Source organism: Luteibacter sp. HA06 (assembly GCF_054061215.1).
The window spans coordinates 450,736-466,762 of record NZ_JBSSDZ010000001.1; the positions used below are offsets into that span (position 1 = coordinate 450,736).

A 16,027-nucleotide genomic window follows, 5' to 3' on the forward strand; every position below is an offset into this window, starting at 1 on the left:
AGTTTCCTGTCGCAGACCACGCTTCAGGCGGACACTCAGGCTGCCGTGGCTGACGAGTGGGTATCCCGCCTCCGCGATAACCCGGAGAGGCGCCTGATGGCCGCTGCCACCTTGTATGCCGGCCAAGGCGTTGTTCGTGCCCAAGGCATGGCGGAAAGCTTCAATGCCAGTCTTTTTGTCATCTCCGCAGGTCTCGGCCTGGTGCGGGGCGATTCGCTAGTGCCCGCTTACGACCTGACCGTGGCGAAGGTTCCAGACGCAGTTGGGAGCCGTGTCATCGGAGCGTTCTCTTCGGCGTCCTGGTGGAATGCGATGCGTGACGGCCCATATTCGGCGCCGATCTCAGCGCTGACCCGCGGTCATGGCCGAATCGTCATGGCGCTGAGTAAATCCTATGCCTCAATGGTCGGCCCCTGGTTGGCGACATTACCAGCGATGGTGAGAGGACGCCTAAGAATCTTCGGTGCAAGCTTGGATCGCGACCTTCCACCGTCGTTAGTACCTCAATGGATCCAGTACGACGAACGCCTCGATTCCCTGGTGCCCGGCATCAAACTCCACTACGCCACACGTGCAATGGAGCACTTCCTGGAGGTCTGTGGTCGTCTCCCGATGGCCGACATCACAGCCGACCGCACACGCATCGCCGAGGCACTTAAGCAAGTATCAATGGTTGCGCGGGAGCACCAAGCCCGGCCTCGCCTCGACGATAAGGCGTTGATGCCTATGGTGGCCCGGGCGATGGCGCGATGCGGATCGATGGCGCGTGCCTTGGATCATCTTCGGAATGTCGACGGTGTCGCCTGCAGCGATCAGCGCTTCCGCTCCTTGATGCAGGAGGCATACGCATGAACAAAGGCTTGGCGATCCGCGCCCTCCGCACCCATCAGGCTGGTGTGCCCGTGTACGCCTTCTTCGTGCCTGGCAGTCGAATCCTGGAGTTAGCTTCAATCAGCCGACTGGAGAAGGGCGCAGAGGGTCTAGATGGGTTCCAACGCCCGCCGGTTCAAAAGCACATCGCTTCGATGGTCGAGTATCTGGAAAAAAAGGACGTCCTGTTTCCTAATGCCATTCTCCTGGCGATGTCGCCGCGTGTGCGCTTCAAAAAGTCACGAGGTCCTGTGCCGCCAGATCTTGCGGGCGATGGCGAAGCAGGGTGGCTGGAGTTTCCGGCTACGAGTGGCGAGCGTCGCCTGGCGTGGGTCGTGGATGGACAGCAACGTTCCATGGCGCTGGAGCGTGCCGCAGCGAGTGAGTTGTCGGTGCCGGTGATTGCCTTTGCATCGGACGATCTGCAGTTGCACCGTGAGCAGTTCGTTCTGGTAAATAAAGCCAAGCCGCTTTCGCGCCGTTTCGTCGACGAGCTACTCCCTGAGATTGACGCATCACGGCTTCCGCCCGACATGGCGCCCCGACGCATCCCCAGTGCGCTCGTCACGCGTCTGGACGAGGATGTGTCTTCGCCGTTCTTGGGCATGATCAAACGCTCGACCAGCCCTCGAGAACCAGACCGTGTCGTGAATGACGGTCCGTTAACGCGCGCGATCATGCGTCAAATAAATCAACCTCTCGGCGCACTGGCGTCATTCCGTTCGCTCGACGGTGATTCGACCGATCCGAATGGCATGTTCGAGTGCTTAGTAGGCTACTGGGCACAGGTAAAACGCGTCTTCCCGGAGGCTTGGGGGCTTCCTCCGGAGCGAAGTCGACTGATGCACAGTGCGGGCATCGAAGCGATGTCGGCACTGATGGACTATCTCTACCCCCGTCTTAGCGGTACCAATAACGTGGGCGATAGTGTCGCTGAGGCGTTGCGCTCAATCGCACCTCACTGCGCGTGGACAAACGGCCGTTGGCCCGATCTAGGCTGCGCTTGGAATGAGGTTGAGCACACCACGAAGTTCGTCCGCCGCCTTACCGAACAGTTGGTGCGACTTGCCAAGTCACACCTATCGAGCGATTTTTCATGAAGTTCATTTACGCGGACGCACTGGATTATGTCGATCCAGATTTTGATTTTGCCAGCGATCGAACGCACGAGGATCGCAACATTCAGTGGGACGATCAGTACCCGCATGAGTTCCTCGAGCGTGCACCCTACGACGGGATTCTCGTCTCGCGCGGCGTCGTGGGCGACATTCATGGCCAAGGTAAATATACGCACGCTCAGATGATGCGTTTCCGTCGCGAAGGTGCTCGCCGGTTCATGCGTTATGCCGAAAAGGACTATCCGGGCAGCCTCATCTTTGGTGACTGCGGCGCGTTTACCTACCGCAACGAAAAAATCCCTCCCTATACGCCAGCCGATACTGTCGATTTCTATGCGGACGGAGGGTTCAGTCACGGATGCTCGGTCGACCATCTGATCTTTGATTTCGACGAAGGGCAGGGGCGAGCCCGTGAGCAGGTCCCCGACGACATCCGCGACCGTTTTGACATTACATTGCAGTTGGCCGCGGAGTTCAAACGCGAAAGCAAGCGTCTCGGGAAAGGCTTCACTCCGATGGGCGTGGTGCAGGGGTGGTCGGCGCCCAGCATGGCCGAGTCAGCTCGCCAACTGGTAAAGATGGGGTTCGACTATCTTGCTATCGGCGGTATGGTGCCGCTCGACGTGACGCAGATCCATCGAGCGGTCAGCGCCGTCCGCGCCGCGATTCCCTCGAAGGTGCGCCTGCACCTTTTGGGCTTTGGGAAAATCGAGAATATCGGTGAGTTCACCGATTACGGCGTGGCGAGCTTTGATACGACCTCGCCGCTGCTGCGTGCGTTCAAGGACGCCCGCAAGAACTATTTCGCCCGTACGGATGAAGGCGAGTTGTCCTACTACACCGCCATCCGTGTGCCGCAGTCCAGAGACAATAACAAGCTGAAAGCCAAAGCCAAACGGGGAGTCCTTCGTCAGGAAGATGCACTCCGTCTTGAGTCGGCAGCTCTCGATGGCCTACGGGGCTATGCGGAGGGAAGACTGTCGGTTGAAGTGGCGTTAGACGCGACCCTCAACTATTGGGCGGCCCTGAACTGGCGCGAAAGTGATAGCGAGGTCACCAAGTTGCGCGCGCTAAAGAAGCAGCGCGAGATCTATCACCGCACCCTTTCAGACATGCCGTGGAAGAACTGCCGCTGTCGCGTTTGCCGGGAGGGGGGGGTTGAGACGCTCATCTTCCGAACGAGTAACCGTAACAAGCGCCGCGGAATTCACAACCTACACATTTTCTATCAACATCTCCTTTCACACAGGCTTGTGGCATGAAGCGTCTTAGTTTTCCCTCCGTCATCCCCACGCAATCGACTAGCGCCCAGGTGGCCTGCTTTGTGGCCACGGCATCGCAGATCGCAACATTTGCGCGGATCGACCGGGCAGGGCGAAATGAAGACGGTCTCCTGAGCGGCTTTCAGCGCCCGCAGATCGCGACCCATATTCGTGAGATCGGCGACTATTTGGAGCGCTCTGACGCGATGCTTGCGAATCCGATCATCGTCGGCTTTGTCTCGCACGCGAAAATCGCCAGGAACAAAGATGGGACCGGCACGCTCCAGGTGGATCTGTCCGCCGGCGCGCCTGGATGGATTGTGGATGGTCAGCAGCGTTACTCCGCGCTCATGGAGTCCTCTCGTGGCGACTTCGAAGTACCTGTATCCGCTTTCATCTGCGACAGCGAGGAGGAACTCCGTCGCCAATTCATCTTGGTCAATAGTACTAAGCCATTGTCGAAGGGCCTGATCTACGAATTGCTCCCCGACATAAATGGCCTGCCCAAGCGCTATGCGTCGCGGAGTGAAGCTTCCGCGATCGCTCAGAAGCTGAACTTCAAGCGAGGGTCTTCTCTCGCTGGCATGATCAAGATGGGCACCAATCCAGATGGCATCATTCAGGACACTGTGATCCAGAAAATGCTTATGACCTCGCTCACCGACGGCGCGTTGCGCCTCTATCGAGGTGATCAGAAGTTGCTTCTGACGAAGGGTGTAGACCTCATCAGTGAATTCTTCCACGCGGTAAAGTTCGTGTATGCCGATGCCTGGACCAACCACACCCCGAAGACTTCCCGACTCATTCACGGGACCGGTATCACGGCCCTCGGTTACGCCATGGAATATATCCATGCCGCCACCGGCGCGACGACGCGTGATGAATTTATTGAAACGTTGAAAGCTATTCGCCCGGCCTGCGCTTGGACGGATGGCGAGTGGACTTTTGGAACAGAAAAGCGACGCTGGAACAGCCTGCAGAACCTGTCGGCCGATACGAAGCTGCTCTCCTTCCATATTGTCCACGAGATAAAGAAAGCGCTTGCCGCGCGGGCAAAGGGGAAAGGTCGTGTACGCCGTTAAGGAGATTTTTTACACGCTCCAGGGCGAAGGGGCACAAGCCGGCAGCCCCGCCGTGTTCTGCCGTTTTGCCGGCTGCAACCTCTGGTCAGGTCGGGAGGCTGACCGGGCAACGTCTGCTTGTACATTTTGTGACACTGATTTCGTCGGAGTGGATGGGGAAGGTGGCGGTAAGTTCACCACCACCTCCGCATTGGCGTATGCAATCGCAGCTCTTTGGCCCTCGCTTCATACCGAGAATCGTTTGGTGGTCTTCACCGGTGGCGAACCTTTGCTCCAACTCGACGAGCCGTTGCTGCGCGCGATGCACGCATTGGGTTTTCGTTGTGCCGTGGAGACCAATGGGACCATGGAACCCCCTGCCGGCATCGACTGGTTGACGGTCAGCCCCAAGGGCCGGACAACGCTCAAGGTAAGTACAGCGGACGAGTTGAAGCTAGTCTATCCGCAGGCCGACAACGCCCCGCACGATTTCGACTCGTTCCGTGCAAAGCACTACTTTTTACAGCCGCTGGACAACGCAGACCGAATTGAGAACACGGCTGCGACAGTCGATTACTGCAAGCGGAATCCACGCTGGCGGCTGGGTCTCCAGACCCACAAATACCTGGGGATCCCATGAACGACGCCGTATTCGATCTTTGGAAAGAGTTCCATTTTGACGCTGCTCACCATCTGGATGGTGGGCCTGAGGGCGATCCCAAATATCGCCGCATGCACGGCCATTCTTACCAAGTGGAGGTATGGGTGCGTGGCCCACGCGATCATCGCGGCTGGGTTGTCGATATGGGTGTGCTGGAGAAAGGGCTCTCCGTTGCCTTCGAAGCGCTGGATCATCGCTTGCTCAATGATGTCGACGGGCTGGGTGAGCCGACCATGGAGAACATTGCGGCGTTCGTCTGGTCCTTGCTGGCGTCGATCCCTCAATTGCATCGCGTCATCGTCAAACGCCAGCAGTCCGGCGAGGGCACAGTGTATCGCGGTCCTCACTTTCGAGGTGACACATGAACAACAGTGCTCTAGTGCTTTTCTCCGGCGGCCAAGACTCGGCGACCTGCCTGGCGTGGGCTTTGGACCGTTTCGATCACGTAGAGACTATCGGCTTCAGCTATGGCCAGCGGCACAGTATCGAGATGGACGTACGCGAGGGCGTGCGACACGCCATAGCAGGACAGAATAGCCTTTGGGCGTCGCGTTTGGGACATGATCGCGTCGTTGATGCTTCTGTTATCGGGACAATTAGCGAGTCGGAACTTACCGGCGCTTCCGCAGAGTACTTTGCCTCGTCGGGGCTGCCTGCGACGTTTGTCCCTGGGCGGAATTTGATCTTTCTTACGCTGTCGGCCGCGCACGCATACCGGCGTGATCTCAAACACATCATTACGGGGGTCTGCGAGACGGACTACTCCGGTTACCCGGATTGCCGCGACGACACGATCAAGGCATTGCAGGCGGCGTTGAACCTCGGCATGGAGTCACGCTTCGTGCTGCACACCCCGCTCATGTGGATCGACAAAGCTGGGACGTGGCGCCTGGCCGAGCAACTTGGCGGCCGACCATTGGTGGAATCGATTCGCGCGCAGACGCATACTTGTTACGCCGGAACGCGCGATGTGTTGCACGCCTGGGGCTATGGATGTGATGCGTGTGCGGCATGCGACCTGCGCAAGCGCGGCTGGTATGCGTTTGCTGGTCATGAAGAGGAAGCGGTCGCCTGATCGGCGTCCGGCTATGGCGGTCGATGCGAGCCTGCCTGCGCCGGTTCGCACGCGTGATTGGTGACGGAGGACCTCGCATGGATCAAGAATACAAGGCGAGACAGAAACGACTGGGCGACCTGTGGTTTCTTATCGATATTCCATTGTTTATCGATGCAGTTGGGGTGGGGCAACTCTTCGACGCCATGGTGCGGCCGGAATGGCGCGCGATTGGCCGGCAGCGCACCGAGGGCAAGACCGACGGCGCCGATTTGACCGGGAAGGCCAGCGTTTCTGGCGGCGCGGATATACCGTTGTTCCTCAAAGGCGAGGTCAAGGCCGCGTTGGAGGGAAAACTGACGAATCAGACCTCCGAGTCCCTCGCAGTCAATGAGGAAAGTAATCGCTCTCCGGAAATGAATCTTGAGAAGATCGTCAACTATTACGTGGCGGACTTCCCCGAGCGGCTGTTGTACGTGAAGGGCGACCTCGAGACGCTTGAGGACCTCGATGGCAAGACCTACTCGTGGGCCAGCGTCGATGATTTGTTGCAGGAGCCCGGCATCCGCCCCCTTGTGGTGCTTGACCTGCCGAAGGGAGTGAAGCTGATGCCTATGTTCGCCGAGACCGTCGAAGGCGAAGACATCGCGCTTTACAAGATGCTGACCGAAGCGCTTGGTATCAAACGCACCATCCCGCCACCCGGGGATCGAACGAAGCCCGACTACGCCGAGAAACAGGCGCTTCATTGGGATGCTTATGCCCGCGCGTTCGATTCAGAGATTGCGATGGAGGTAGTCGAATCAGCTCGCGCTCGCCTACATTGGATCGATTACCGTGTGTGCGCGGAAGGCGTCTACGGGGTCTCTCCTATTCACATCAACATCCTGGCACGGGGCGAGTATGCCAATGGCACGTTTGCCTACAAGTTCGTTCGACGGGCGAACCAAGTTGGCATCCGGATCATTGGAACGCTGAAGCGCGACAAGGACGTAAACGTATTAGGTATCTACGAGCGCTAGCGATCGCTGTTGCACGCCCATCCTCGGTGACGGAATCAATCACCCTCGAGGTATGTCGCGTGGCGACCTTCCGTGGGATCCGGACGAGACTCGTCGGACCGGTGATGGCGCGCACGTGGTGTACCGGTCGCGCTTTGGCGACCCCAACATGAAGCGTCTGGCTCGGCTGCTGTTTGATCCGTTTGCACGTTTTCGTGCCGGTCAGTTCTCTCGGATGTTCCGTGAGCTGGAAAGGCCGCGCGGCGGTAATGACTTGCAGCATTTGAGATGCTGAGGGAGATCGGACATGGTTGGCGCTCTACGTGGAAAAGGATGGCCTGCCATTGGCCTGTGGTTGGCATTGCCCTCGCTCGTTGTCTGGGGTGTGGGCCTTTTCTGCCCATCACCGCCGGCGGTCTTTGCCGTAAGCGCCCAGCTCGATGTGCGTGTGGCGCTGGCGATCGTGGCCATCGTCGGCAGCTACGTCGGCCTGGCGGGAGCCGTGGCTAAGCGCCTGGAGTATCAGCAGCGTCATCTTCCAAGCGCCATCCTCCTGTTCATCGTGATCGCGGCGCTTGTAATCCTGGACTTTGCCGTTCTCGGCTACAGGCCTTGGGATCTGGTCATTCCCAATGACCCCTGGCGCGGACCGGCGCTCGAGGGCCCGTCCAGGTTAGGACCGATCGACCAGTTATACTTTTCGACGATGACGTTCACCTCCGTGGGCTTTGGCGACCTTGTGCCTCGCGCTCCAGCGGGGCAGTGGTTGGCGATGATCGAGGCGCTGATGGGCATGGGACACGGCGTGTTTTTCGTACTGGTGTTTCTGCGTGGCGGCGTCCCGACGGGGACCGGTGGAACTGCACAGTGTGTCGCGCGGACTCCGGACGCCGCCCCGAGGGAGGGCGTCCAGCGAGATCAGCTAAACACGGAAAGCTCCAGCAATGCCACGGCATGAGGCTCATCGTGACCCGGTTACACCGTTGCAAGTATGTGGCACAGCTGAGTGAGCTCGCGCTCGCCCCTGGCGCTTAACTGTTTGCGACGGGATTCATTAGTTTACCGACCCGATGTTACGACGCGACCGGTTATAAGAAGTCCCAATCTATGCGATTTCTCGCATATAGGCTGGGATAGACGCTCGACGCTTTCCAACCACACACGAACAAAAGTGTCGCTATGGGCCGCACGAGTGGAAAGACACGGCACGGATGCTCCATGGATAGTCTCCCCTTTTGCGTCTTTCGGCAGCATCCTGGATCTGCTTGATGCTCAGCGGCGGCCAGGTAATCCCCCGACATACAGGCAAGAAGATCTCTCCGGCTTACGTGACGGGCGCAAGACCGGCGAGGTCGATATAGCGATGCGGCGAACGACTCGGGAATTGGCTTCACCGATTTCGACGCATTGTTCCTGCCCATCAGCGAGCAGTCGCCCGAGCTGGATGCGGATGAGCTTCGCTACGTTCTCACGTATCGGCGTGCCCGTCGGAGCTTTGGACGATCGATCGGTCCCGCGGCAATGCGGATCTGGTGAGTGATAAGCAGGAGGAATAACTGACGTTGCCTAGGAATGCATCGCCAACTGCCGGTGGGCGGCTCGGTCGATGCCTGTGGCCGACCATTCCGCGCGACATCTCGCCAAAGCAGTCAATCCCGGCCGGAACGAGGATCTCGGCGGAACTCCATCAACATATGCCGACGTAGCGGGTTGAAGATGAGGCGTCATGAAGTTTGCACCTTTGGGATGCGGCACTCTACGGTCGGAGCTTGGCAGGCCACGGCGATATCGACGCGAGACCGTTTATCAGCATTGCTGGGGACTTCCAGCCGACTGAGCGGCGGAGTAGATTCCCTCCACCTGTGAGCGGTGCGCGGTGCGATTGATCGCATCGATCATGCCCGGCGAGGCCTACCTTGGGGATCTTTTGTCACATGGATGCTGGAATTGAAACGGCCCCACTCTGCCTCGTGCTGTCGGGGGGTGGTGTTCGCGCCATGGTATTCCATCTTGGTGTACTTCGGCGCCTGGCGGAGGCCGGTGCCCTCGAGCGCGTTGTGAAAATCTCCAGCGTTTCGGGTGGTAGCCTCATCGTCGGACTGATCTTCCAAGAAGCGGGCATGGCGTGGCCAAGCTCAACACAATTTCTGTCGCGGGTTTTGCCGTCGCTCGAAAAACGCCTTCGCAGCCGCTCCATGCAATGGGGAGCGCTGCGGCAATTGCTTCGACCCGAAAACTGGCGCTTCGTCTTATCGCGAGCCAACGCGCTTGCCGCCGCTTTAAGGCGGGAGTGGGAGGTCACTTACACCTTAGGTGATCTTCCGGTTTCGCCGGAATGGTCAATCAACGGTACCAACGCGGAGAACGGCCGCCGCTTTCGCTTCAAGCGTGACTCCATGGGTGACTACATCTCCGGCTATGCCGCTGCCGAGGATTTTCCCCTCGCGGAGGCTATGGCCGTATCAGCGGCGTTTCCTGGGGGATTCGGGCCGCTCGTTCTGACTACAAGCGGGATGCAGTGGAGGCGACGCGAATGGGACGCACCGATTGGCTCGGAAATTTCGGTCCATCCCGATCACGCCAGAATTCATCTCTACGACGGCGGTATTTATGACAATCTGGGACTTGAGCCGTACTTCGACGCCGGCCTCGGGACGCCAAAGCACGCTGACGTGGCCATCATCGTGTCTGATGCTGGGCTGCCGCTGTCGCAAGGATTTTCCTATGGTCCGTTTAATCCGTTTCGCCTGAAACGCGTTCTCGACATCATGTCTGACCAGTCACGAGCGCTACGCGTTCGGACGTTTGTTGCTTATCTCAAGCGCGTACCCGGGGCTGGCCTGTACATCGGAATCATGAACCCGGTCCACGGCAATCCAGAAAGTGATCACGTATACGTCAGAAACTTTCCAACAACACTAACGCGCGTAAGCATCGAACAATTCGAGCGAATTTCAACGCACGGCTACGCGCTCACGCATCAGTCGCTGAATTATTGAACCCGGCAGCCATCATTTGCAAAGGAATGAAAGATGTCAGTTATAAAGAGCTATTCGGTTGGTGCTGGCGATATGTTCTACATTCGCCACAACTCAGACAACTTTACAATCATCGATTGTGATCTGAGCGAAAGCAGCGCCGAAGGAATTCTTGATGATCTTCGAGAAGCGTCTGTCGGAAAACAGATTTCACGATTCATCTGCACTCATCCTGACGAAGATCATTTCGGGGGGCTTCATCTTCTTGACGATGCGTTGCCCATCTACAATTTCTATGTCGTAAAGAATCAAGCGATCAAGGACTCGAACACCACATCATTTGCACGCTATTGCAGGCTGCGCGACGGCGATAGGGCCTTCTACATCAGCAAAGGGGTTCAGCGAAAGTGGATGAACCTCGACGGCGATGGCCGCGGAAACTCGGGCATTTCCGTTCTTTGGCCGGATACGTCAAATCAGCACTTCATCCAGGCGCTTGAGCAGTGCGAGGCGGGTGACAGTTATAACAATACGTCAGCCGTTCTTCGCTATCAACTCGCAGGAGGAGCGAGCTTTCTTTGGCTGGGCGATCTCGAGACGGAGTTCATGAAGAGTATCACTGATAGCATCGAACTGACGAAGACGACTATTGTCTTTGCTGCGCACCACGGCCGTGAATCTGGCCGCATCCCGTCCGCATGGCTTGAGAAACTCGACCCTCAATTCATAGTGATTGGCGAAGCGCCGACACGCTTTCTCCATTATTACACTGGCTATCACAAATTCACGCAGAATCGCGCAGGCGACCTGACGTTTGATTGCGTTGGCGATAAGGTTCACGTTTACGCATCAAAGCCCGGTTACACAAATAAGTTCTTGGTCAATGAGGGCATGAGTGCGTTCCCAAATTACGTGGGAAGTCTTACCGTCGAAACCGAGTACACCCTTTAAGCGCTGACGGGCAATGGTCGTGGCTGCGCAGGACAGGCATCGCAGGCTACGGCGATGCATACGAAACAAGTTCCATCGAACCTATTCCGGGCCGGAGAGCATGCTCTTCGGCGTTTGTTTTGGCCAGCCGCCCGTGTTCAACAACGGTCACCGTCCGCATCGATCGCCGTCCGAAGCCATAGAGAGTACCCGTCGGTGGAAGCATTGTTTGACACGACGACGCTACATCGAAGGTCATTTGCGATGGTGGGATGCTTGAGTGCGGGCCAAGTGCACACATGTCCACATTCGCCGGCGCACCGCCCGGCTGGCGAATCGCACTCAAAGATCAGCAGTTGCGCGTGCAGGCCGGGGAGGACGACGGCATCTTCGAGTTCGATGAGGAGAACAATCTGGTGGTCTTCAAAATCCGGCTGGATGCCTAAACCCCTGCCGCGGTGTTGAAAGCGTTTACGAAGATTGGCCTCGCGCTCATGCCCGAAGAGGAGATGACGAACTTCGAATCGCTTCTCGAGTGGATCCGTGAGCTCGATCACACCAAAAAGATCTTCGATGGGGCCCCTATTTATCGCACTATGAGACCCGGCCCGCTTCCGAATGACTTGATCGTGGCCATGGTGCTACGACGCAAGCCTGGTGTATCGGATCTCCCGCGCGCGTTTGTGGTCCTATCCTTCGGAAACGAAGCCTTTCAGGTCGCGTTGCGTTCGTTCGCTTGAGACATCCACCTGGCCGGGAGTCCATCAGCTTTCCGATGTTTCCGCTCCCCGGCCATGCGGAGGTGGAAAGGTACGGTAGGCAGAAGGTACAAGTGCTGGACCTGTCGGAGACGGGGCATCAAAGGCGAGATCGTGAGCTACAGCTTCGGCTCCAGCGAAAAGGTCCCCTTGCCCGTCGACGGCCTGACTCTCGACTGATGCCGCGACCGCCCCAGCGTGTGTTGCGGTGACTAACCTGGGGCGCACTAGCGGCGGGCAGTCGCCGTGATGTATGCCGAAGGCGGCGGGGCGGGCATTTCTTGCCCCGCCTGTCCTCGAAGAGCTGGCAGAGTCGACCACGGGTAGTCCGCCGCGAACCGACGGCGAGAACCAAACCGCAAGATTGCGGAAGCCGCGAGATCGGGTCGGAGCGACGCGTGGTCGCGCAAAACTCCTGTCGAATTCGCCCGTGAATGCGGGGTCCAGGTGAATTCGCAGGCGCCAAAACAGGTCGTAATCTTTACCTGCTGATGGCCCGGGGATTGGGGGTGGGTCACACTAATCCCGGACTCAAAATCGGACCGCTACTGAAGGCGGGGGGCGTCGCTTCGGCGCTGCGTGATCTCAGGATAAACCGGGATCAGCGATTTGAGCCGCAGTACGAGGCAGCGCGTGCCAACGTACTCATTGAACAGGATGAGTTCCGGACATGGAAGGACAAACGGCGCGGCCCCGCTTCACGAGCGAGCGGCCTAGACGGCTTGGGTCCCGCCCACCTGAGGGCGGAGAGCTACATAGACATTGTCCAATTTTTGATCGTCCTAAGTGTGAGCCGTCTCACAAATTGGGAAGTGACTTAGGGCGACGCGGTTACGCATCTTCTTGCGCAGGCTTCCGCGGAATCGTTGGTACCCCCCGGCTTTTCGCCGCACGGCATGCTCAAGAACTTACGTTGCCGAAACTGCGTAGGGCAAGGACTACGTCAGCTTCAGAAAAGTCTGATAGCTACCCGCCTTGCTTAGCTGGCAACCTCACTGCGGCGCTGACCAATCGTCACGTTCGGACTGCTTAGGATTCAACAGCCCTTAACAGTTCTGTGGCCGTTATCGCCGCCAACAATGCGATCAACCATCACGTTAAAAGGAGTTTTCATGAACAAGATCCTCGCTCTGCAGACCGTGACCTCCCAGGTCGATCCGATCGACGACGAACTGCTGTGGTCGACCTGCAGCTCGTCGAACTGCAACAGTTCGTCGGTGTTCGTGCCGGAAGGTTCGCTGGAAGCTCCCTGCTGATAGCAGACGGCTCCGTCTAAGAGCGTTATGTAGTTGGTGTGATGCATTAGTCGGACATACGACTAATGCATCACATCTTTAAGCCTGAGCGACATCATCGTGTTCCGCTTGCGACCGTGGTGCGGCTCCCGTTCCCTGCTCCGCTATGCCGGCGGGCTGTCAACGACTGAGAACTAAATGCCCACCATTCCCAAGTTCGGCTATACCTTGAGTCACCCCGAGTTCTATGAGTCGCTCGATCGCCTAAAAGTCGACCCGAGCGCATACTTCAAAGGGGTGAGATCCGTATTGCCGGAAGAATGGCGCATCATTCGCAACAGTATTTGGTTCCATTGCATCTCGCCTAATCACACATCCCTTGATCAGGGCTGGAAAATCCATCTGTCTGCGGTAACGCAGAATGTTTCAGCTACGCTGAATGCAGCACTTCCCGTGCTACTACGTCATGGGTGCTCTTTTAAGTTCGCCGCGGACCCAAGTGTTTTGTTTTTCTTGACCAGCAAGCAGTGGGCACGCGGCGGGTCGGGAAAATTCATGACCATATACCCGCGAAGCGACGCGCACTTTATTGAGCTGGTCGAAGAACTGCACCAGGCGACAAAGAGCCTCGAAGGCCCTTATATCCTTTCCGACCAGCGCTATAAGGAAAGCAAGTGTGTGTTCTATCGGTACGGTGGGATATCGGGAGCCTCGGAACTGCGGATTAAAGGCGACAAATACGCGTACCTTCTCTCACCGAGCGGCGAAAAGGTTCCTGATCAACGCCAAGCGTTCTATCATGTGCCCGAGTGGGTCGAGGAACCGGGTTTCAGTATTGCAGAGGATGCTCAATCTGAGAATGTAACGCTTAAAGATGGGCGTTATGTAGTTGAGTCTGCCTTGCGGCATACAAATACTGGTGGCATATACGTCGCATACGATTCGTTGACCGGCGCGCGAGTGGTAATCAAAGAGGCGCGGCCGAAGACGAACGTCGACAGCAATGGAGTCGAGTCGGTCAATCTTCTCCAGAAGGAATACCGACTACTGCAGAAGCTCGCCGAATTGGAGATTGGCCCAAGGCCGATAGACTTTTTCGAAGAGTGGGAGCACACCTTCCTCGTCGAAGAGTTTCTTGATGGAATGACGCTTCGACAGCACGCTGTACTGCATAATGTCACGCGTACGGCGCACCCGACCGAGCAACACGCCCGGGAGTTCTATGATGCATTCAAGCCTGTCTTCCTCGGCTTGAACGAAATCGTGCGACGTCTAGCCGAAAATGGTGTCGTGTTCCGTGACCTGTCGCCTACGAACGTATTGATCTTGAAAGATGGCCGCGTTCGATTGGTTGATTTTGAAGCTGCCACTGAAGTTGGTGTGGATAGCCGAAGCAATTTATTCACACCTGGTTTCGCTTCTGCCGACATTTTCGCCACTGAGACGGCCGACTACAGTAACGATCTGTTCTCCATCGGGGCGCTGATGTTCGCCTACCTCATGCCGATTCATGCGGCGCTAGGACTGGACGATAGAATGCACGAGCGGTTCATCCCGGTGATCTGCGAAGATTACGGACTTCCTGCGAGTCTCGCCTCACTTATGCTGGATCTAATGAGCAAGGACGCCTCGTTGCGGCCCCGCCCAGACGCCGTAGCATCCGCACTTGAAGATGCCTCCGCCTTCCGTCAACCTGCCTTCAGATCTGCGGATCACGTGCCCCGTCAAGAGGTCGATAGCATTATTCGGGGCGTCGTTGATTACACGATGGGCCAGATGACTATTGATCGCGGCGACCGCCTCTTCCCAGCTGATCCAATGATCTTTGTCACGAATCCCTTAAGCATCGGATACGGTGCGTGTGGCGTGGCCATCGCGATGGCGAAGCTCACCGGTCGCGTCGACGCAACCATCCTCGATTGGATCAGTCGGCACCCGGTTCGGCAAGAAGATTACGCGCCCGGCTTGTTGCTCGGGATGTCGGGCATCGCTTGGACGTTACGTGAGTTAGGCAGTGCCGAAAAGTCCAGAGCGATCCTCGACGCAAGCCGCCGCCATCCGATCAAGCCATCATTTGATCTGTTCTACGGGCTTGCCGGACAGGGACTGACATCGCTTCACTTCTTCCACGCTGATGGGAGGCCTGAAGATCTCGACTTCGCCAGAGAGTGCGGAGACCGTCTTATCGAGTCACGTTCAATCCCAGAGAACGGCGTCGGTTGTTACTGGAGGGGGGACGACGGCCTTTTGTTCGGCTTCGGTCGTGGCGCAAGCGGAATTGCGCTCTTCTTGCTGTATCTCTATCTGGCCACAGGTGAAGCGAAATATCTAGCTATCGGCAAGGCCTCGCTCGATTTCGACCTCGAGATGGCGGTGGAAATGGACGGCGGTTTGCTTTGGCCGAACCGAATGGGTGCAGAGCGATCCGTCGTCCCGTACTTCGAGTTCGGTAGTGCGGGCGTCGGCCATGTCCTGCTCCGATATCATCGCCTTACCAAGGATGCCAGGTATCTGGATATCCTAAAAGGTATCAAGCGCGCCTCAATCCGGCCCTATGCTATTTATCCGCAGAAGGCCTTTGGACTTGCGGGTGTCGGTGACTTTCTCATCGACATGGCAAACCACGGAATTGATGAAGCCGAGTGTATGGCTGGCGCTCACCGTGTGGCGCGAGGGGTTCTGCTCTTCCAACTCAATCGCGGCGACGGCGGTATCGCCTTTCCCGGCGACGAGTTGTGGAAGATTAGCTGCGACTATTTCACAGGAAGCGCGGGTATAGCGCTATTCCTACATCGCCTGCATAGCCGCGCGGCACCTGAGTTTTTCTTAGATGGCTTTTTCAGCGACGAGGCTGAAAGCACGCGCTTAGAACTGGGGGCGGAAGTGTAAGGGCGGTAGGCTCTATCGGCCTGACGGCAAGAGGTTCGCCTGCTCAATGGCGGTCTCACAGACCGCCCGCCCTCACATCGCCCTGCGGACGCCGGAATATGAGAACTGTCGTGGGTCATCAGTCATGATTTCGAAGTCTGCCTGGTTAGGCATAGTGCGCATTCGGCGCGTGCACTAAACCCAGGCAGGGTCGGCCCGAAACAGGCCTTC

Annotated in this window: 14 protein-coding genes; all 14 read left to right on the forward strand. The window is 57.6% G+C overall.

Annotated features, from left to right (window positions below):
• Positions 1–96: 96 nt before the first annotated feature.
• The 14 genes from ACVWWJ_RS01960 to lanKC all read left to right on the forward strand — a co-directional run bounded on the left by ACVWWJ_RS01960 (position 97) and on the right by lanKC (position 15,817).
• A complete protein-coding gene (locus ACVWWJ_RS01960; protein ID WP_456966576.1) occupies positions 97–852 on the forward strand; it encodes a hypothetical protein in 756 nt (251 codons plus the stop codon).
• Positions 849–1,970 (forward strand): DGQHR domain-containing protein DpdB, encoded by a 1,122-nt coding sequence (gene dbpB / locus ACVWWJ_RS01965; RefSeq protein ID WP_456966577.1) that lies wholly within the window; start codon positions 849–851, stop codon positions 1,968–1,970. The genes ACVWWJ_RS01960 and dbpB (ACVWWJ_RS01965) overlap by 4 nt, the downstream gene beginning before the upstream one ends.
• Entirely contained in the window at positions 1,967–3,250 is a 1,284-nt protein-coding gene (dpdA, locus tag ACVWWJ_RS01970) for a tRNA-guanine transglycosylase DpdA (RefSeq protein ID WP_456966578.1), read from the forward strand. Before dbpB (ACVWWJ_RS01965) ends, dpdA begins: the two co-directional genes overlap by 4 nt.
• Entirely contained in the window at positions 3,247–4,332 is a 1,086-nt protein-coding gene (gene dbpB, locus ACVWWJ_RS01975) for a DGQHR domain-containing protein DpdB (RefSeq protein ID WP_456966579.1), read from the forward strand. The genes dpdA and dbpB (ACVWWJ_RS01975) overlap by 4 nt, the downstream gene beginning before the upstream one ends.
• Entirely contained in the window at positions 4,319–4,951 is a 633-nt protein-coding gene (gene queE, locus ACVWWJ_RS01980; protein WP_456966580.1) for a 7-carboxy-7-deazaguanine synthase, read from the forward strand. The genes dbpB (ACVWWJ_RS01975) and queE overlap by 14 nt, the downstream gene beginning before the upstream one ends.
• Positions 4,948–5,337, forward strand: coding sequence for a 6-pyruvoyl trahydropterin synthase family protein (locus ACVWWJ_RS01985; RefSeq protein WP_456966581.1), 390 nt, complete (start codon positions 4,948–4,950; stop codon positions 5,335–5,337). The genes queE and ACVWWJ_RS01985 overlap by 4 nt, the downstream gene beginning before the upstream one ends.
• The gene (queC, locus tag ACVWWJ_RS01990) at positions 5,334–6,047 is read left to right on the forward strand and encodes a 7-cyano-7-deazaguanine synthase QueC (protein ID WP_456966582.1); all 714 of its coding nucleotides are present in this window, start codon (positions 5,334–5,336) and stop codon (positions 6,045–6,047) included. The genes ACVWWJ_RS01985 and queC overlap by 4 nt, the downstream gene beginning before the upstream one ends.
• Before the next feature lie 77 nt (positions 6,048–6,124).
• On the forward strand, positions 6,125–7,048 hold the full coding sequence (locus tag ACVWWJ_RS01995) for a hypothetical protein (protein ID WP_456966583.1): 924 nt from the start codon (positions 6,125–6,127) through the stop codon (positions 7,046–7,048).
• A gap of 427 nt (positions 7,049–7,475) precedes the next feature.
• Entirely contained in the window at positions 7,476–7,985 is a 510-nt protein-coding gene (locus tag ACVWWJ_RS02000; RefSeq protein WP_456966584.1) for a potassium channel family protein, read from the forward strand.
• Between the two features lie 976 nt (positions 7,986–8,961).
• Complete coding sequence (locus tag ACVWWJ_RS02005; protein WP_456966585.1) at positions 8,962–10,026, forward strand: patatin-like phospholipase family protein; 1,065 nt, start codon at positions 8,962–8,964, stop codon at positions 10,024–10,026.
• Between the two features lie 33 nt (positions 10,027–10,059).
• On the forward strand, positions 10,060–10,956 hold the full coding sequence (locus ACVWWJ_RS02010) for a ComEC/Rec2 family competence protein (RefSeq protein WP_456966586.1): 897 nt from the start codon (positions 10,060–10,062) through the stop codon (positions 10,954–10,956).
• 278 nt (positions 10,957–11,234) lie between these two features.
• The gene (locus ACVWWJ_RS02015) at positions 11,235–11,381 is read left to right on the forward strand and encodes a hypothetical protein (RefSeq protein ID WP_456966587.1); all 147 of its coding nucleotides are present in this window, start codon (positions 11,235–11,237) and stop codon (positions 11,379–11,381) included.
• Positions 11,382–12,805: 1,424 nt separating this feature from the next.
• On the forward strand, positions 12,806–12,949 hold the full coding sequence (locus ACVWWJ_RS02020) for a hypothetical protein (protein WP_456966588.1): 144 nt from the start codon (positions 12,806–12,808) through the stop codon (positions 12,947–12,949).
• A 177-nt stretch (positions 12,950–13,126) separates the two neighbouring features.
• Positions 13,127–15,817: a class III lanthionine synthetase LanKC gene (gene lanKC, locus ACVWWJ_RS02025; protein ID WP_456966589.1), complete on the forward strand. Its 2,691-nt coding sequence runs from the start codon at positions 13,127–13,129 to the stop codon at positions 15,815–15,817.
• Positions 15,818–16,027: the final 210 nt, after the last annotated feature.